21 protein-coding genes and 1 tRNA gene are annotated in these 19,409 nt (G+C 27.7%); 9 read left to right on the forward strand and 13 right to left on the reverse strand.

Going from position 1 to position 19,409, the window contains the following annotated elements; all coding sequences use genetic code 11:
* Positions 1-142: 142 nt before the first annotated feature.
* Complete coding sequence (locus tag ACPKM0_RS02195) at positions 143-859, forward strand: MurR/RpiR family transcriptional regulator (protein WP_472473161.1); 717 nt, start codon at positions 143-145, stop codon at positions 857-859.
* A gap of 16 nt (positions 860-875) precedes the next feature.
* Here the strand turns inward: ACPKM0_RS02195 and ACPKM0_RS02200 are convergent, their stop codons facing one another.
* From ACPKM0_RS02200 to ACPKM0_RS02255, 12 genes are all read right to left on the reverse strand, one after another.
* Positions 876-1,844, reverse strand: a complete 969-nt coding sequence (locus tag ACPKM0_RS02200; protein ID WP_472473162.1) for a D-2-hydroxyacid dehydrogenase — start codon at positions 1,842-1,844, stop codon at positions 876-878.
* Positions 1,845-1,957: 113 nt separating this feature from the next.
* Complete coding sequence (locus ACPKM0_RS02205) at positions 1,958-3,322, reverse strand: DUF711 family protein (protein WP_472473163.1); 1,365 nt, start codon at positions 3,320-3,322, stop codon at positions 1,958-1,960.
* Positions 3,323-3,331: 9 nt separating this feature from the next.
* Entirely contained in the window at positions 3,332-3,604 is a 273-nt protein-coding gene (locus ACPKM0_RS02210) for an ACT domain-containing protein (RefSeq protein WP_472473164.1), read from the reverse strand.
* A 151-nt stretch (positions 3,605-3,755) separates the two neighbouring features.
* Positions 3,756-4,811 (reverse strand): alanine/ornithine racemase family PLP-dependent enzyme, encoded by a 1,056-nt coding sequence (locus ACPKM0_RS02215; RefSeq protein WP_472473165.1) that lies wholly within the window; start codon positions 4,809-4,811, stop codon positions 3,756-3,758.
* A gap of 261 nt (positions 4,812-5,072) precedes the next feature.
* Complete coding sequence (locus ACPKM0_RS02220; RefSeq protein ID WP_472473166.1) at positions 5,073-6,257, reverse strand: YgeY family selenium metabolism-linked hydrolase; 1,185 nt, start codon at positions 6,255-6,257, stop codon at positions 5,073-5,075.
* Complete coding sequence (locus tag ACPKM0_RS02225) at positions 6,258-6,869, reverse strand: cytidylate kinase-like family protein (protein WP_472473167.1); 612 nt, start codon at positions 6,867-6,869, stop codon at positions 6,258-6,260.
* A gap of 10 nt (positions 6,870-6,879) precedes the next feature.
* Positions 6,880-7,599 carry an amino acid ABC transporter ATP-binding protein gene (locus tag ACPKM0_RS02230; RefSeq protein WP_472473202.1) on the reverse strand — a complete coding sequence of 240 codons (720 nt, stop codon included), beginning with the start codon at positions 7,597-7,599 and terminating at the stop codon, positions 6,880-6,882.
* Positions 7,600-7,622: 23 nt separating this feature from the next.
* The gene (locus tag ACPKM0_RS02235; protein WP_472473168.1) at positions 7,623-8,276 is read right to left on the reverse strand and encodes an amino acid ABC transporter permease; all 654 of its coding nucleotides are present in this window, start codon (positions 8,274-8,276) and stop codon (positions 7,623-7,625) included.
* 67 nt (positions 8,277-8,343) lie between these two features.
* On the reverse strand, positions 8,344-9,159 hold the full coding sequence (locus tag ACPKM0_RS02240) for a transporter substrate-binding domain-containing protein (RefSeq protein ID WP_472473169.1): 816 nt from the start codon (positions 9,157-9,159) through the stop codon (positions 8,344-8,346).
* 370 nt (positions 9,160-9,529) lie between these two features.
* Entirely contained in the window at positions 9,530-10,645 is a 1,116-nt protein-coding gene (locus ACPKM0_RS02245; protein ID WP_472473170.1) for a cation diffusion facilitator family transporter, read from the reverse strand.
* Between the two features lie 120 nt (positions 10,646-10,765).
* Positions 10,766-10,849, reverse strand: a tRNA-Leu gene (locus ACPKM0_RS02250).
* 259 nt (positions 10,850-11,108) lie between these two features.
* Entirely contained in the window at positions 11,109-12,389 is a 1,281-nt protein-coding gene (locus tag ACPKM0_RS02255; RefSeq protein ID WP_472473171.1) for a dicarboxylate/amino acid:cation symporter, read from the reverse strand.
* 262 nt (positions 12,390-12,651) lie between these two features.
* Between ACPKM0_RS02255 and ACPKM0_RS02260 the strand changes: the two genes are divergently transcribed.
* A complete protein-coding gene (locus ACPKM0_RS02260) occupies positions 12,652-13,497 on the forward strand; it encodes a TatD family hydrolase (protein WP_472473172.1) in 846 nt (281 codons plus the stop codon).
* Here the strand turns inward: ACPKM0_RS02260 and ACPKM0_RS02265 are convergent.
* Positions 13,415-14,275 carry a hypothetical protein gene (locus ACPKM0_RS02265; RefSeq protein ID WP_472473173.1) on the reverse strand — a complete coding sequence of 287 codons (861 nt, stop codon included), beginning with the start codon at positions 14,273-14,275 and terminating at the stop codon, positions 13,415-13,417. The genes ACPKM0_RS02260 and ACPKM0_RS02265 overlap by 83 nt on opposite strands.
* A 124-nt stretch (positions 14,276-14,399) precedes the next feature.
* Between ACPKM0_RS02265 and ACPKM0_RS02270 the strand changes: the two genes are divergently transcribed.
* The 7 genes from ACPKM0_RS02270 to tsaE all read left to right on the forward strand — a co-directional run bounded on the left by ACPKM0_RS02270 (position 14,400) and on the right by tsaE (position 19,409).
* Complete coding sequence (locus tag ACPKM0_RS02270) at positions 14,400-15,392, forward strand: class II fructose-bisphosphate aldolase (RefSeq protein ID WP_472473174.1); 993 nt, start codon at positions 14,400-14,402, stop codon at positions 15,390-15,392.
* Positions 15,393-15,678: 286 nt separating this feature from the next.
* Positions 15,679-16,212 (forward strand): translation initiation factor IF-3, encoded by a 534-nt coding sequence (gene infC / locus ACPKM0_RS02275; RefSeq protein WP_472473175.1) that lies wholly within the window; start codon positions 15,679-15,681, stop codon positions 16,210-16,212.
* Between the two features lie 77 nt (positions 16,213-16,289).
* Entirely contained in the window at positions 16,290-16,487 is a 198-nt protein-coding gene (gene rpmI / locus ACPKM0_RS02280; RefSeq protein ID WP_472473176.1) for a 50S ribosomal protein L35, read from the forward strand.
* Between the two features lie 17 nt (positions 16,488-16,504).
* A complete protein-coding gene (gene rplT, locus ACPKM0_RS02285; protein ID WP_472473177.1) occupies positions 16,505-16,864 on the forward strand; it encodes a 50S ribosomal protein L20 in 360 nt (119 codons plus the stop codon).
* A 3-nt stretch (positions 16,865-16,867) separates the two neighbouring features.
* Positions 16,868-17,332 (forward strand): hypothetical protein, encoded by a 465-nt coding sequence (locus ACPKM0_RS02290; protein WP_472473178.1) that lies wholly within the window; start codon positions 16,868-16,870, stop codon positions 17,330-17,332.
* 444 nt (positions 17,333-17,776) lie between these two features.
* The gene (locus ACPKM0_RS02295) at positions 17,777-18,979 is read left to right on the forward strand and encodes a tetratricopeptide repeat protein (RefSeq protein WP_472473179.1); all 1,203 of its coding nucleotides are present in this window, start codon (positions 17,777-17,779) and stop codon (positions 18,977-18,979) included.
* A 16-nt stretch (positions 18,980-18,995) separates the two neighbouring features.
* The gene (gene tsaE / locus ACPKM0_RS02300; RefSeq protein WP_472473180.1) at positions 18,996-19,409 is read left to right on the forward strand and encodes a tRNA (adenosine(37)-N6)-threonylcarbamoyltransferase complex ATPase subunit type 1 TsaE; all 414 of its coding nucleotides are present in this window, start codon (positions 18,996-18,998) and stop codon (positions 19,407-19,409) included.

Here is a 19,409-nt window from a genome sequence, read left to right on the forward strand (position 1 = left end):
AAACTTTAAAAGGTCAAGGATTTTTTGGAAATTTTTTCTAAATATAATAAATAATTAATATTTTTTGGAAAATTTTCCATTTTAGTATTTTCTAAATATTCTTTTTTATGATACTATAAGTTTAACAAAGGAAATTATAAAAATGATACATATTGATTTTACTTCATTGAACAAACTTGAAAAACAAATACATCAAACATTACTCAAAGCTTCAGAAACAAAGCAAACTTTAAGAATTACAGAAGCTGCAGAACTATGTGGTTGTTCAGTTTCAAAGATATCAAAAGTATCAAAAAAAATTGGTTTTACTAATTTTAAACAGTATGTTGATTTTTTATACAATAAAGAGACAATCAAAAAGTCTGAATCTATAGAAATTGATAAAATAAATGAATTTATAACTAATTTTGATTTTAAAGCAGTAGATGAAATTATAGAATTAATTAATAGTCATGAGAAAATAATATTATTCGGATATGGACCTTCTTTATTATTAGCACAATATTTTGAATATCGACTAAGAACAGTTTGCCCAAAAGCTATTATGGCGGTAGTAGATAAACTTAGCGTTAATACTATGACTGATTCTTCTTCACTATTATTAATATTTACAGCAACTGGAGCATATAGAGATTTTAAAGATATATATAATACAACTTCAGCTAAAGGTGCTGAAGTCGTAATTATTGCACAAAATTATAACCTATCACTTACTAATCAATGTGATAATATAATTTATTTATCTAATTATTCAAATCCAAAAGAATTAGCTCCTTTTGAACAATCAAGAACACTTTCCTTTATTTTTATGGAAGAAGTTATTCAAAAAATAATTACTACGAATAAATTAAACAAGTAATTACAGATTTTTGATCTTACTTAAATTCGTAAACTTTTCTATCTACTATATTTTTTAACTCTTTTTTATCACAATAGGCTGTTAAATTATAATCAATAAGTTTTAAGGTTTTTTCCCAGTTATGTTGCATATAATCTTGTCCTGCAGCATGAGGTGTTATTATTAAGTTTTCTATTTTCCAAGCTCTATGATTAGGTAAAATTGGCTCTGGATTAAATACATCTAATGCAGCACCAGCTATTTTACCATTTTCAATTGCATCACATAAAGCTTCGTTATCTATAGTTGAACCTCTTCCAGTATTAACTAACACAGCTGTTTTTTTCATCAAATTAATTCTATCTTTATTCATCAAATTTTGAGTTTCTAAAGTTGATGGAATAACCATAGCTACAATATCTGCTTGTGGAATATACTTATCAATTTCAGTAAAACTATGAACTTCATCTACATATTTTACTTCTTTTGTTATATCTCTTCTAATCCCTATTACTTTTACATTAAAAGCTTTAAGAATTTTTGCAAATTCACTTCCTATATCTCCAAGTCCAACAACTAAAGCCGTTGAATTTCTTAAAACCATTACATCTCCAAGATCCTTCCAAATAGATAGTTGTTGATTATCCCTATATAAATGAATTTTTTTCATAAGTGATAATAATAATGAGAACATAAATTCTGATTGAGCTTCACCATAAGAACCTTTTGCATTTGTAATAACAACATTATCAGGTAAAACATTTTTCTCTAAATATTTATCTACACCGGAAGAAATCATTTGTAACCATTTTAAATTCTTTGCATTTTTTAAATATTTTCTAGGAGGATAGCCAATGATTATTTCAGCTGATTCAACATCCTCTCTTGTTATATTAACCTTTTCTTTATCTTTATATATAAAATTTATTTTATCTTCAAATTTAACAAAATTTAGTTTTTCATCTTTTGTTAATTTTACAAGAACTAAAGCATTTATTTTATTCATTATCGACTTTTCTCCTTTTAGTTAAGTAATAATATTCTAAGAGAATAATTAAAAAAAAACCATTCAAAGAATGATTTTTTTTATTAATATAATATTATTATAATTGACTATACTTAGTTTTTAAAACTATGAATTGGAGCTGGTATTCTACCACCCCTATTTATAAAATCAGCACAGGATTTAGTGTTAACTTTCATAATAGGCGCAAAACCTAACAATCCACCAAATTCTGCCGAGTCTCCTAGAGTTTTCCCAATTACAGGAATAATCCTAACTGCAGTTGTTTTTGCATTTATCATACCAATAGCAGCTTCATCAGCTATAATTCCAGCAATTGTAGTTGCTTCAGTATCACCAGGGATTGCAATCATATCTAAACCTACAGAACAAACACAAGTCATTGCCTCTAGCTTTTCAATACATAAATCTCCATTAGCTGCAGCATTTATCATATTTTGGTCTTCACTTACTGGAATAAAAGCACCAGATAATCCACCAACAGAAGAAGATGCCATTATACCACCTTTCTTTACTTGGTCATTAAGCAAAGCTAATGCAGCAGTAGTTCCTGGACAACCAACCTCTTCTAATCCCATACTTTCTAAGATTTCAGCAATTGAATCCCCAATTGCAGGAGTTGGTGCTAAAGATAAATCTAATATACCAAATGGAATATCTAATCTTTTACTTGCTTCTTGTGCAACTAATTGTCCTAATCTAGTAACTTTAAACGAAGTTTTTTTAATCATCTCACAAAGATCAGTAAAACTCTTACCTTTTACTTTTAATACTGCCTCATTAATTACACCAGGACCACTTACACCAACATTAATAACATTATCGGTTTCAGTTACCCCATGAAAAGCACCAGCCATAAATGGATTATCATCAGGAGCATTACATAAAACTACTAATTTAGAACAACCAATACTATCATTATCTTTAGTTAAAATTGCAGTTTGTTTAACAATTTCACCCATCAATTTTATAGCATCCATATTCATACCAGTTTTTGTTGAACCAACATTTACTGATGAACATAAACAATCAGTTTTCGCCATTGCTTCTGGAATTGATTTAATTAATAATTCTTCGCTTTTTGTCATTCCCTTTGCAACAATAGCAGAATATCCACCTATAAAATTTACCCCAACATCTTTAGCAGCATTATCTAAGACAACTGCTAACTCAACATAATCTTGAGGAGTTTTACAAGCTGAGGCTCCAACAAAGGCTATTGGTGTTATTGAAATTCTTTTGTTAACTATTGGAATTGCAAAATCACTTTCTATCTCTTTACCAACTTTTACTAAGTCTTTAGCTGTAGTTGTTATTTTTTCATAAATATTTTTCTTTAATATTTCTAAATCACTATCTATACAACTTAAAAGACTAATACCCATGGTAATAGTTCTTACATCAAGATTGTATTTTTCAAACATTTGATTAGTATCAACAACTTCATTTAGATTTGGCATTCGTTCCTCCTAAATGCGTTGCATTTTTAAAAATATTTCTGATTTTTGTAGTTTAATCTGAATTCCTAAATCTTCACCAATTTTATTTAAATCTTGAGAAACCTCATGAAATTCTTTACTACACTTATCCGTATCACAAACCATCATCATTTGAAACAATCCATCAACAATTGTTTGAGATATATCTAAAATATTCACATTATTATCTGCTAAATAAGTACAAATAGTAGCAATAATTCCAACACTATCTTTTCCTAAAACGCTAATTATCGATTTTTTCATGATTAAGATTATATAAAATAAGAAACAAAAATAGAATATTTGTAGAAGATAATTATATAAATATTTATAATTTTAACTTTAAGAAATTATTCAAATGTTTTTTTTAGTAAAAATAAAATATGATTAGTAAAAAATGATAGATTAAACAATATTATATATAGTTTTTAATTACATATTTACTTGTCATTGCTCTCATAAGAGAAAAATAGCCTAATTCGAATTGAATTATATCGCCAACTTTATATTTTTTGTCATCAGTTTTTATTTGAACTATTAAATAATCACTACTTGCACCAAGAATTTTAAGATTTTTATCTACAGGCTTCATTGTTTCAATATCACAATCTTGTTTACCTATCGCTAAAAGACATCTTTTAATAATTCCTTCATCTATTCTTTCTTGTGGTTTTTTCCCATAACTATCTACACCAACTTCACCCCAAGATATAGAAGGTTTATATTTTAATTCTACTATTTCGGCATTCAAAATAAAAGCATTAGAAGATGTCCCTTTTATATATGTATATGTACAACGTTCTTTTCCAAAAAGTAAACTCTCCCCAAGTCTTAAATTATTTATACTATTAGGAATTTTCCCATCTCTCATTATATTAATACTAGATGAATTTCCTCCACTTATTACTATATTATTTACATTTATCACACTTGCAAAGTCATCTAAAGCTATCATGTTTTCTTCGCTTGGAATTACAAAAGAATAACAACTTAAATTTGTTCCAATTCCATAGAGTTTAACATTAGAAAATGTTTTTACTTTATTAGCAACTTTGATTAATTCGTCTTTTTTTATATACCCTTCTCTTAAATCTCCTAAATCAACCATTAAAATTATTTCATGTACCTTATTTTGCTTTTTAGCTTCTTTATTTAATTCATAAATTGTTTCTAATTCTGAATTAAGTGAAACATCGCTATACATTACAACATCTTTTATTTGGGAAATAGGGGGAACTCTTATCAACCATTTTTTTATTTTAAAATCTTTTACTCTTTTAAGGTTTTCTATTCTTGCATCACCAATTGTATCTAATCCACCATCTATGTAAGCTTGAACAATTTCAGGGGAAGCTGAAAAAACTTTAGTAACTCCTGTAACATCTATTCCATGAGTATTACAGAGATTTTTAACAAAACTTACATTTTCTTTTATTGTCTTTAATTGAATATCTAGTCTTGGATATTCCATTTTAGTACTCCTAATATACTCATTAATAAATACTTATTTTTTTTCGCTTCTAGTTAATATTTTTATAAATTTACTAAAAGATTAATCTGCATTTTATATAATAAATAAACAGTTTTTTTTAAAGAAAAACAAAAAGGGATTCAATCTATTATTAAAATAGATTATTTCTAATGATAAATTATATTATGATATCACTAGTAAAAAACTACTTAATATAATTAAAATCCCCTTTAATATATAATATAACAACTTTTACTTATTTTATTTTAATAAGGCTTTAATTATAGATAAGTAACTATTTGCCGCTCCATTTAATTGAGAAAGTTCAATGTATTCATCAATAGTATGTGCTAAATTTTCTTTAGATGGACCAATTCCTATAGTTTTAATACCTTCAACACCAGCATAATAACTACCATTAGTGCAGAAATCATAAATTGTAATATCAGGATAAAAACCATCTTCATTAAGTTGTTTTAAACAATCTTGAATATATTTTTCGTCCTTATCATATAACCAAGCTGGGAAAAATTTAGTTGCTTCTATTTTTTCACCTGTGTAACATTTATTAGTAGCTGATACATAAGAAGCTTTTGCTTTTATTTTAGGGTTTTTAGATTCTAAATCCATAAGACAGTTCTTTATTGTATCTAAAACACTTTCTCTAGTCTCTCCAACTAGAGTACGTCTATCATAAACGCATCTACAATAGGATGGAACACAACTAGCTCCTGGATAAGGATCAGATTTAATATCTGTTAACTCTAAAATCCCTTTCTTTAATATAGGGTGTTCATTAACAGGCAGATTATTTATAGCATTTATAACTTCACACATACTATATACAGCATTATTACCATTTTCAGGATGTGCACTGTGAGAAGGCATTCCAAATGTTTCTATTGCTATTTCAGCTCTTCCTCTTTGTCCAATTTTTAAATTTAACTCAGATGATTCACCAATTACAACATAATCAGGAGAATAAGTATCACATATTTTTTTTGATGCAACACCTTCAAATAATTCTTCATGAACTATACCAGCAACAATTATTCTACCTAAAAAATCTCTATCTGTTATTTGGGCATAATCTAATGCAGCAATAGCCATTGCTGAAAGACCTCCCTTCATATCAGATGTACCCCTGCCATAGATACGATTATTTTTGATTTCTGCACCAAATGGATTTACACTCCACTTTAATTCATCCCCAATCGGAACAGTATCTAAATGTCCATCAAAAACTATAGTAGGTCCATCTTTTTTTCCATTAATAATTCCAACTACATTTCCATAAGAATCAATTTTTACTTCATCAAAGTTATTTCCTTCAAAGAAAGACTTTAAAACTAAAGATACTTCTTCTTCTTCACCAGAATAGCTTTTTGTTCTAACTAAATTTTGACATAATTGAATTAGCTTTTCATCATTTTCCTTATTAAGCATCTATACTTCCTTATATGTATTATTATTTTTTAAATATACAACATTTTTTAGGATCCCAACACATTCAGAAATGGTAAAATCATCACGATTTAAAACAATACTTTTATTAGAATATAAATTATATTTATCATTAGAATAATATTTTCTATAATTTCTTCTAACTAAATCCATTTTTCTAACTAGTTTTTTTGAATCATTATATGAAGAGTTATATTTTTCTTGAATGTTTTTAATTCTGAACTCTAAAGGTGCTGTGATATATACTTTAATTAAGTTCTCTTTATTTCTGAGTATATAATCCGATAATCTTCCAACAATAATACATGATTCACTTTCAGCTAAATCCCTTATTATTTCTTTTTCTATTTGAAAAAGTTTATCACTTGATTTAGTAAAAATAGAATTCGGAAAAATAGAATTTAAATTATCATTAGTAACTTTTTCATCAGCAAAAACTAATGAAGAATCTCCGATTCCTCTTTTAACAGCTGCTTTATGTAATATGTCCTTATCATAAAGAGTCATATTTAATAAATGTGAAAGTTGTAAACCAATTTCATGACCATCTGCACCAAAATCTCTTTCTATTGTTATAATAATACGAGAACTCATTATAATCTCCTTAAATAAAATTAGATAAAAACTTTTTACACCTTTCAGTTTTAGGATTATTAAACATTTCTTTAGGAGAAGATTCTTCTACAATATATCCATCATCCATAAATAGTATTCTATTTGCAACATCTCTTGCAAAACCCATTTCATGAGTAACAACAACCATTGTCATTCCTTCTTTTGCTAAAGATTTCATAACATCTAATACTTCACCTACCATTTCAGGATCTAAAGCACTAGTAGGTTCATCAAATAATAAAATTTTTGGATTCATTTCAAGAGCTCTAGCAATCGCAACTCTTTGTTTTTGTCCACCAGATAATGTTGCTGGATATACATCCCTCTTATCAAATAAACCAACTCTTTTTAATAGCTCTTCAGCTTTTTCTATAGCTTCTTTTTTACTTAATTTTTTTAGTGTTCTAGGTGCTAATGTCATATTCTCAATAACAGTATAATTTGGGAATAAATTAAAATGTTGAAAAACCATTCCTATATTAGATCTATAATGATTAACATTCTTTACTTTATTAACATTTTGATTATTAACTATTATTTCACCTTTTTGAATCACTTCTAGTTTATTTAAGCATCTAAGCATTGTTGATTTTCCACTTCCAGAGGGGCCAATCAAACAAACGGTTTCACCTTTTTCAACGCTAAAAGTTATATCTTTTAATACAACTAAATCGCCAAATACTTTATTTACATGTTCGCATTTAATAATTTTTTCCATAAAATCCTCTTATTTTAGCGTTGATTATAATTTAATCTTTTTTCAACTCGCTTTGATAAATAAGTTAAAAATATGATTACTATTAAATATATTATTGCAGCATATGAATATAATTCAAAAGCCTTATAATTCCTTGCTATAATTACTTTAGAAGTAAGAGTTAATTCATTAACTGTAATAGCACTTAATATTGCTGTATCTTTTAAACTTGATATGGATTGATTCATAAGTGATGGAATCATAATTTTTATTGCTTGAGGAAAAATTACTTTTCTCATGGTTTGAAAATAGCTTAATCCTAAACTTCTAGCAGCTTCAGTTTGTCCAATATCGATAGCTTGTACACCTGCTCTAAATATTTCTGCCATATATGCAGACGCATTTATGGCTAATATTATTATTGCCGCGCTATTAGTATCTAAAGAATTCTTTATTACACCAAAATAAAGAAATAATGCTAGAATCATTAATGGTATACCACGAACTATTGTAATATAAATATTTGCTATTTTCTCAAGTACTTTTATACCACTTATTGCAAATACACAAAGTATAATACCTAAAATAATTGCTATAAAAATACCAAAGAATGCTATAATTAAAGTTAGTTTTAAACCATCTAATAACATTGGTAAATATTTTATAAACAATTCAAAATATTCAATCATTTATTGCCCCTTTTTTTATCAATTATTAGGAGAAAGCTTAATAGCCTTCTCCAAAATTTATGATAGATTATTTGAATTGATTTACAATTTCATCATATGTACCATTAGCTTTAATTTTTGCTAAACCTTCATTGAATTTTGCAAGTAAATCTTGGTTTTCACCTTTTTTAACTGCAAATCCATTTTGAGGAGCTGCTTCAATAGCTTCAATAGCAACTTTTAGATTTTCTTGAGCACCAATAGAAATTTGATAACTAATTACAGGATAGTCTTCTAATAAGAAATCAGCTTGAGCATTTGATACAGCTAACATCATACTAGCTGAATCAGGATAAACATTTACACTAAATCCATATTTACTAGCATTATCTTGTGACCATAACATACCAGTAGTCCCTTCTTTACAAGCTGCAACTTTGCCTTCTAAATCTTCAAAACTTGAAATACTATCATCATTAGCATTTACAACCATTGAAGATCCAGATTCATAATAACCATCTGAGAAATCTACAACTTCTTTTCTAACTTCTGTAATATTCATACCAGCTATTGAAGCATCAATGGTTCCAGAGACAAGTGCAGGGATAATCGCTGAAAAATCCATAGGATTTAATTCATATTCAAAGCCTTCTAATTCAGCAATAGCATCAAGAAGTTCTACATCAATTCCATGATAATCACCCATGTTATTTCCACTAGATACAATTGTACCAGTTATTTCTTCACCTTCTTCTAATTGAATAGAAAACGGTGGATATGATGCATCACAAGCAATCTTATAAACTTTTGTTTCTTCTACTGTTTCTGTTTCACTTGAACCAGAAGCAAATACCATACTCCCAACTAAACTAACCATTGTTAATAAAATTAAAATTTTTTTCATTTTTTTCATCCTCTTAAAATAAAAAAAAGACGCAAATATTGTTAATCAATATTATACGTCTTTGTATTAAATTATGTATTTTTCATAAACTTATATGAGAATATTATATTTAGTCAATAGTGTTTTATTTATTTATTTTTCAATTTATTTTATTTTAAAAAACAAAGTAATAAAACTAATTAATATAATTGCTATTATAAAATATTTAAAAACTTCAACACCAAAAAATTGAAAAATCTGCTATATAAGCAAATTAAACGGAATTATTGTAAAAAATATATATATGTAAAATATCGCAATTATTTACTTATAACAATATTAGTAAAAACAGATGCTGAAAAATATTTTTTTTATTTTAAAAATCACTTTACTAATCGCTAATAAAAGTATCAATAGCTATAAATATATCAAAATTTGGATAGTCTTCTTTTAATTTAGATACAATAGAATCTCTAAGAGAGAACTTATCTTCTATAGAAAAATCAACAACAATATCAAAAGATAGTTGTTTTGCACTAGAGTTAATATAGAAAGCATGCATAGATAAAATGCCTTCAATAGATACAACATATTTATTGATTTTATTATATATTTCAACAATATTTTTATCATCTGAATTAGTAGCGTAAATACCAAAGGTTAATAAAATACCATATTCTTCATACATATCTAATCTAAGTTTTCTTGTTAATTCAAATATATCTTTTGTTTTAATATTTTCATCAAGCTCAATATGAACAGATCCAATCATAGTCTCAGGACCATAATTATGTAATATTAGATCATAAACACCTATTATTTTATCTTCTTGGCTTATCTTGTTTTTTATTTCTTTAGATAATTTACTATCAATCCTAGAACCTAAAATTCTATCTAAAGTATCACTTAACATATCCCATCCAGCTTTTATTATAACTAATGAAATTAATACACCAATAATTCCATCAATATTTATATCCCATATATATGAAATTAATGCTGAAATTAAAGTTGATAAAGAAACAACTGCATCGAAGAAAGCATCTGTACCGGAGGCTACTAATGCAACTGAATTTACTTGCTTACCAACTCTCTTAGTATATCTACCTAAAAATAATTTTACAAAAATAGCTACAATGATAAACAGAAGCATTAATGGGGTAAAAGATGATAATACTGGATTAATAATTTTTTTTAACGACTCAATGAATGATGTAGCTCCTGCAAAAAAAACTATTGAAGAAACTATTAAAGCACTTAAATATTCAATTCTTCCGTGCCCTAATGGATGCTTATTATCTGCAGGTTTGAGTGCAAGTTTCATCCCAATTATAGTAATTATTGAAGAAAGTGCATCACTAAAATTATTTATAGCATCCATTACTATAGCAATAGATGATGATAATAAACCAATAATTATTTTAAATATTGAAAGCAAAATATTAGTAACAATAGCAATCATACTTGTTCTTACAATTTGCTTATCTCTAGACAATTTATTTTTCATATTTTTCCCTCAAATTAAGACAAACACATGGATAGACTATATTTCATTTTTAATTAATTAATAAAAAACGAACAATTAAAAAGATAAAAAAAAACAAATCTCTAAATGAGATTTGTGTAATGCCGAAGACGAGACTTGAACTCGTACGTCCTAAAGGACATTGGATTTTAAGTCCAATGTGTCTACCAATTCCACCACTTCGGCGCTGTATTTAAGCTATCAAAAAACCATACTTACGTCAACTAGTTTTTTAGAAAAATAATCATTTTTTTTAATTAATATACTAATTCTTTTTAGGTAAACTAATTAGTTTTATTTATTATTTTCCTATATCGTCAAATATATATTAAAAAAACGATAAATCAATAAATTTCTTATTTTCTTAAGCTATAATTAGTATATAATCTATATTTTTAGCCCATATCATATCCCAGATATGAGCTATTTTTTTTAATAATAAAAACTAATCTTTTTCTACTATCATATTAGAATTTTCTGCAACTGCATAAGTACAAACAATATCACCTGTAACATTATTCATTGTTTCAAACATATCTAAAATAGGATTAATACCTAAAGCAAGACCTACAATAATAGCAATTTGATCTGGTTGTAATCCCATATTTTGCAAAATAATGAATAACAACATTAAAGAGCCACCTGGAACACCACCAGCACCAACAGATGCCAAAACTGTAGTAATAACAAGAATAGTTAATCCAGTAAACCCTAAATTAACACCAAACATATTTGCAGCTAATACTGCAAAAAATGGTAAGTGAACACATACACCGTCCATATTAATAGTTGCACCTAAAGGAAGAGCAAAAGCAGATAAACTTGGATCTACATTAATTTCATCTTCTGCTACTTTAATAGATACAGGTAAAGTAGCTGCTGAACTACGTGTTACAAAAGCTGTTAATGGTGCTTCTTTAATCTTAAATAATACTTCATAAGGATTTTTTCTAACAAATATTGCAATCATAGCAGGATAAACAACTACTACCATAAATAGAATACCTAAAATTACACCTAAAGTTAATGAAACGTATGGTCCAAATAAAGCAGAACCATAGTTAGCAAAATTTACTGATGTTAATGCAAATACACCAATTGGAGAATATGCTAATACCCAATCAACTATAGTAAATACACCTTCTTGAGCTGTTTTTACAAGATCCAAAAGAATAGTAATATTTTTTTTAGAGCTTTCTGAAGCTTTAGGATTATCCAAATTAATTTTAAGAGCTAATCCAAAAGCAATAGCAAAAACAATTATTGCTAAGAAATTACCATTAGATAAAGCTTCAAAAGGATTTTTAAACATACCTAGTAAAACTTCAGTTAAAGCACCAGTAGTTGATACTGAAACAGTTTCAACAGCAGTGTTTGAAGTAACTAAATCTTTCCATAATGCAATATTTGAACTACCCGGATTAAAAATAGTAGCTAATAATGAACCAACAACAGCTGCTAAAAGTGATGTTGCAAAATACCATACTATTACTTTAATACCAATTTTTCCAAATTTTCCAGTAGGTAGGGAGGCAGCCCCAGATATTAAAGATAAGAAAATAACAGGAACAACTACCATTTTCAACATCGAAACTAAAACATTACCAAATGGAGATACAACCTTAGTATATCCACTTACATTAATGTTTGATAACCATAGAGCAACACCTATGATTAAACCAGCAATAAAACCAATAATGATTTTCATTACTAAATTTTTTTTCATACAAATCCCCTTTATTAATAAAAGTAATAACAGTTAATTATTATACTAAGTTTTAAAGTAAGACAAGTTTTTTTTATTATTTTATACAAAGTTTCACTATATTAAACTTATATATTGTAACTTAATTAATTCTCTTTTTATTAATTGTTCAACTTCTTCTTCAAAAAAACTATGAATGGGGTAACCTATCTATTAGCACTTAGAAAGTGCAACATCTTTATTAAATTTATAATAATATTTATAATAGAATAAAGAGAAATATATGGCAAAAATAAGTAAAGAAAAAAGACAAATTATATTAAACAATGCAACATTAAAAAATATTGAATATGTAGATTCACATGCACATTTATTAGTAATTGAAGAAAAAGGCGAAGATATAAACAACATCTTAAAAGTAATAGATGATAATAATTATGTTATCTTAGATATAGCAATAAATGAATACGATATTGAAAAGAGATATAATAAACTAAAAGATTATAAAAACATATATTTAAGCACGGCTTTAGGGCCATGGGGTACTAAAGATACTAAAGAAGATAACTCAAAGATTATAAAAACTTTACAAGAAAATATTAATAATTATCCAATAAAAGCTATTGGAGAAATAGGTTTAGATAACTATTGGAATTATTCAACAAAAGAATTACAAGAAGATTTATTTATTAAACAAATAGAACTTGCAAATAATAATAATTTACCAATTCTAATTCATAACAGAGAAGCTGATAATCAAATAATAAATATTTTAAATAATATAAAATTAAAAAGAGAAAGCACAATACATTGCTTTTCTTCAGATTTAAATTTTGCTAAATTTGCTCTTGATAAAGGTTTTTATATTTCTTTTGCGTCTACAATTACTTATAAAAAAAATGAAGAATTAAGAAAAATATTACAATATGTTCCACTCGATAGATTATTGCTAGAAACAGATTCACCATATTTAAGCCCAGAACCATTTAGGGGTAAAACTAACACACCTTTATTAATTCCACTTTCTTACAAAAAAGCTGCAGAAATTAAAAAAGTAACGATTGAAGATCTCGCAATAAATGTAAAAAGAAATTTATTACACCTTCTTGATGATTCTTCAAATCAGTAGATAAAACAATATTTTCACTATTTTCTAAATTTACTAAAGGTATTAAGTCTTCATAAATTACATAGTGAAGATCATTAGTTTCTACACAATTAGATTGATAGGCCTCAAAATTATAAACGATATTATTTTCTACTCTATTAAAATAGGAAATCAAAGTGTTTCCTGTTGAGACAACTTCTACATTTTCTTCCTTATTAATTTTATTTACAATTTCGTATGCTTTTTGTTCTAATTCATTTCCTTCTAATTCTATTTTAGTTAACCCTTCATCACTATAGATAGTAGAAAAAGCACTAGCTTTTGATACACTAGTTGGCCAAGCTTTCGAGCTAATTAAATAGATATTTTTATTTTCTTTTTTTAAAGCTAAAGCTAATTTCTCAAAACCTGTTAAATAATCAACTGCTATATTTAAATTAGCTCTTTCAAGATTATTATCAATACTAACTAAATAATTATCTTCGAATAAAATATCTTTATCATATTCCATTAGCATAGAGATATAAGGAGATACTATAATTATTGAATCCTTTTCATAATCTTTATCAATCCACTGACCATCATTAAACTCATCTACCACAAAGATTATTCTATGATTATTAATTAAGAAATTATATTTTAATTTTGTTTTTTGATAATTAATTGTTTTATCATAATAGATTGAATCACAAATAAAATATATTGGTTTTCTTGTTAGATAAACAGCTTCAACTAGTAAAAATAATAATGTTATTATTCCAATAAACACAATAAATACAGTTTTCCCTTTCTTTTTCATAAAAAAACAGTACCAAGAGTAAATTCATTGGTCAATAGTAGAGCTATGTTGTTGACCGAAACGCTACAAAAATATAACATTGTGAATGAAAAAAACAAAACCAAATTAACAAGGAGCAAACAATATGACTTCTTACAAGGACTTAGGTCTAGTAAACACAACAGAAATGTTCAAGAAAGCTGTTAAAGGTGGATATGCTATTCCAGCTTATAACTTTAACAACATGGAACAATTACAAGCAATCGTTAAAGCTTGTGTTGAAACAAAATCACCAGTTATTCTACAAGTATCAAAAGGTGCTAGAGACTATGCTAATATTAATTTATTAAGAAACATGGCTCGTGGTGCAAATGAATATGCAGAAGAACTAGGTTATAAAATCCCAATCGTTCTTCACTTAGACCATGGTGATAGTTTTGAAACATGTAAAGAATGTATTGATAATGGTTTCTCTTCAGTAATGATTGATGGTTCACACTTCCCTTACGAAGAAAATGTAGCATTAACTAAAAAAGTTGTAGAATATGCTCACAAATTCGATGTAACAGTTGAAGGTGAATTAGGTGTTTTAGCAGGCATCGAAGATGATGTTGTAGCTGAACATTCAACATACACACAACCTGAAGAAGTAATTGACTTTGTTAGCAAAACTGGTGTTGATTCTTTAGCTATTTCTATTGGTACTAGCCATGGTGCAAATAAATTTAAACCAGAACAATGTACTAAAAACGCTGATGGTGTATTAATTCCACCTCCACTACGTTTTGATATCTTAGCTGACATTGAAAAACAACTTCCTGGTTTCCCAATTGTATTACACGGTTCTTCATCAGTTCCTCAAGAATATGTTTCTATGATTAATGAAAACGGTGGTGCTTTAAAAGATAGCGTTGGTATTCCTGAAGACCAATTAAGACAAGCTTCAAAAAGCGCTGTATGTAAAATCAATATTGACAGTGATGGTCGTTTAGCAATGACAGGTACTATTCGTAAAGTAATGAACGAAAAACCTGGTGAATTTGACCCTAGAAAATATTTAGGTCCTGCACGTGAAGCTTTAAAACAAATGTATATGCATAAAAACATTGATGTTTTAGGTAGTGCTAACCAAGCATAATTTATTATTAAATTTATTTAATATTTGCCATCCCTTAATATAAATTAGGGATGGTTTTTTTTATTAGAAAATAAATATATTTTATTATTCCTTAAAATTAAGTTGTAAATATATGATAAATTGGACTATCTTTTACAATTAACATTTATTTATTTTTTATAATAAAACTATTTGCATGCTTTGACACATTTGATTAGCTATGCTAGCATATAAATGAATACCAACAATACGTTGGTAAATTTTTCAAATATTAATAAGTGTTTTTTTATAATACACAAGGAGATCGATGGCTATAAAAGATTTACGGGCAAACAAACAGATCCGTGCGAAGGAAGTATTTGTAATTGATGCAGATGGTACACAAAAAGGTGTAATGAAGACATTTGAAGCAATAAATCTTGCTGATGAAGAGGGATTGGACTTAGTAGAAGTATCTCCAAATGCAAATCCTCCAGTTTGCAAAATTTTAGATTTTGGTAAATATCGTTATGAACAAGAAAAACGTTTACGCGAGGCTAAAAAGAATCAAACAATTATTAAAATGAAAGAAATCAGAATGCAACCTAAAATTGAAAGACATGACTTAGTTACAAAAAGTAAATTTATTGCAGATTTCTTAACAGAAGGAAACAAAGTTAAAGTTTCTATCCGTTTCCGTGGTCGCGAACTAGCTCATACAGAATTAGGAAAAGTTGTATTAGATAAGATACTCAATGAATTGACAGAAATGGGAATAAATTATAATATGGACCGTCGTCCAATGATGGAAGGAAAGATGATGAGTATGATTATCTCTCCTCAAAGAATGAAGAAAAAATAAAACGTTCGTTGAACGTAAATTATAAAAAGTTGCTGCAGGGGGAATCTTGTTCCCTGTGAGCGCAAAAGAGGTACATAATGCCAAAGATGAAAACAAGAAAGTCCGCTGCAAAACGGTACAAAGTTACAGGTACTGGCAAAGTTCGCTATAAAAAGCAAGGACTACGCCACATTCTCACTAAAAAAACCACAAAGCGTAAAAGAAGTTTACGCCACACTGGTATTCTAAGCGAAGCAGAAGCAAAAAAAGTAAAAGTTTTGCTTCCATACAAATAAGAGAGAGGTGAGAAAAAATGCCAAGAGCAGTTGACGGAACAAAACGTAAAGACAGAAGAAAAAAAATCCTTAAACAAGCTAAAGGATATTACGGTCGTAGAAGTACTAATAACCGTGTAGCTAAAGATGCAGTTGCAAAAGCTGGTCAATATGCTTATTGCGGTCGTAAAGAAAGAAAAAGAGATTTCAGAAAATTATGGATTGCAAGAATTAACGCAGCAGTTCGTGCTGAAGGTATTTCTTATTCACAATTCATACATGGCTTAAATAAAGCAGGAATTGCTATTAACCGTAAAGCTTTATCTAACATGGCTATTGAAGACAAGGCTTCTTTCAAGAGCTTAGTAGATACAGTTAAAGGAGTTTTAGCAGAATAATCGATGGAGGTATCGATGGACGCAAAATTACTTAAATCCAATATGACTAAATTGGAAGAAAAGGTTTTAAAAACCAAAGCTTTCATAGATGTTTTGAATAAAGAGAAGGCATGCCTTCAAGCTTCTAATGTTGAAAAAACTCAACAATTAGATCAATTGCAAGAAGATTATAACACTCTAAAAGATAAACATAATGAGCTTATTGCTGAACACAATAAACTTAAAATGGATTATACTTTTGCTAACAGCAGAGTTGAAGAACTAGAGCAATACGTTGATGAATACAAAGATAATTCAGAACAATTAGCTCAAAGTATTTCAAGATCTCTCGATACCTTAGAAGATATTCAAGGTCTTGAAGAAATAGAATTACTTGATAATATGAATCAAGAATTATCAGCAGCTGAAGATTTCACTACTGGTAGTGCTTTAGAAAATGAAATTCTCGATTTAGACGATCTTCAGTAATAATATTATTCAAGCAAGCTAACTTTTGAATTTACACAAAAACCTTATTTTTGAGGAAAAAGGCGAACTTTTTGTTCGCCTTTTTATATTTAATTAAAGTATATTAAAATTATACAATTCATTACCCTATCCCCCTTGAAACATCTTCTAGTTTTGTTTATTCTCCCTTTTGTAAAAGTCTAATAATTAAGCTTTAAACTTTTGCAATCATAGTGTACAATTTAAGTACCTTAGTTTTGATTAATTTTAGTGGTGTGAATGAGAGCGCATGTCTCTTGGCTCAACATATATCATTGGGATACGGAATAGCTATTTTGCATTGCTCCTTTTCCTATTTAGGAATTGGAACAGAATTTTTAGCTTAACTAGTGTCCCCCTTGAACCAACAGGTTCAAGAGCGAGCTCTATTCACATCACATTTCTTATATTCCCGAGGACAAAAAGATGAATAAAAACAACAAATTAGAGGGGATTGTATATATCAATCTTCCTTCAGAATTTAAAAAATCTATAAATGACTTTCAATTAAAGCCAGAAATACCAATTCCTTTCCAATTAGAAGAGGGAGTAAAAGAAGTAAACCCTAATGATATTTCAATAGAGAGAATAGTAGCTGCTATGATAAAAATAGTTGCTTGGGATTCTAAAAATCAACACATTGATTATTACAGAGATTTTATACAAGCTGCTCAAGAAGATGCTGTTAATCAGTTAAATATTGCTGCAATTGCTAAAGAGAAAGCTAAAGATTATGAATTTAGTGAAGAACTTTTTATAGCAGTTAACAACTTAGCTCCACAACCATCATCTTTTATTAATCTTGCAACACACTATTCAAACCAAGCAGCAATAAGAAAAGAAAAATCAGAAACTGAATATGACTACTATTTACAAAAAGCTTTTGGAACATTAAATGAAGGCTTAGAAAAATTTGAAGATAATCCTGATTTATTATGTGAAATAGGATATTTCCATGTTTATCAAAACAATATTGAAGCAGCTAGGGAATTTCTTGAAAAATATATTAAATTAGCAAGCAATGATGATGAAAGAATATCACAAGTAAAAAAACTACTAAGTGACATAAATGAAAAAATTGATGATGACTCTAAATTATTAGAAGCATACGATCAAATCAACCTATCTAATGAAGATAAAGCAATTAAACTATTAGACGAATTCTTAGAAAAAAATCCAGATGTTTGGAATGCTCACTTCTTTAAAGGTTGGGCTCTTAGAAGACAAGAAAAATTTGCACAAGCAAAACCTTGTTTCTTAGAAGCTCTTAAACTTGGCGAATGTAATAGTGAAATATATAATGAACTAGCAATTTGTGCATTAGAAGAAGGACAAAGAGAATTAGCATTATTTTATTTAGATACTGCAATAGATTTAGAACCTGAAAACATCACACTATTAACTAACTATGCTTTACTAAATTTAGAAGACAAAAATTATGATAAAGCTAGATATTTATTAGAAAAAGCTAGAACTGTCGATGAAAAAGATCCTTTAGTTATTCATTTAATTGAAATTTATACTAAAACTACAGGTGAAGAAATTAAGCAAATTATAAATGAAGAAGTCGTTGATGATTTAAAACTTAAAGAAGATCTTAAACATCAACATGACGATAAAGAGAATTAGAGCATAAGGATAATCAATGCAATATATTAGCCACAATAGCACTGAAACAATAGAAATCGGAAAAAAAATAGGTGCTTTATGTAAAGAAGGAACCGTTATCTCATTAAGAGGTAGTCTTGGTGCTGGAAAGACTGTTATTGCTAAAGGTATAGCACAATATTTACACATAGATGAAGCAATAGTTTCTCCAACATTTACAATTATTCAAGAATATACAGGAGATTTAAAACTTTTCCACATGGATTTATATAGAATCTCGGGTTGTGATGAATTTGAAATGTTAGGTGGAGAAGAAATGCTATATGGTAATGGTGTAACTTTGATTGAATGGTCTGAAAAGATTGAAGATATGCTACCTGATAATACTATTTTTATTAACATTAAGATTGAAGATAATCTTGATAGAGTTATTGAAATTACAAACATATAA

It is taken from the genome of Pleomorphochaeta sp. (assembly GCF_050031695.1).
Lineage (GTDB): Bacteria > Spirochaetota > Spirochaetia > Sphaerochaetales > Sphaerochaetaceae > Pleomorphochaeta.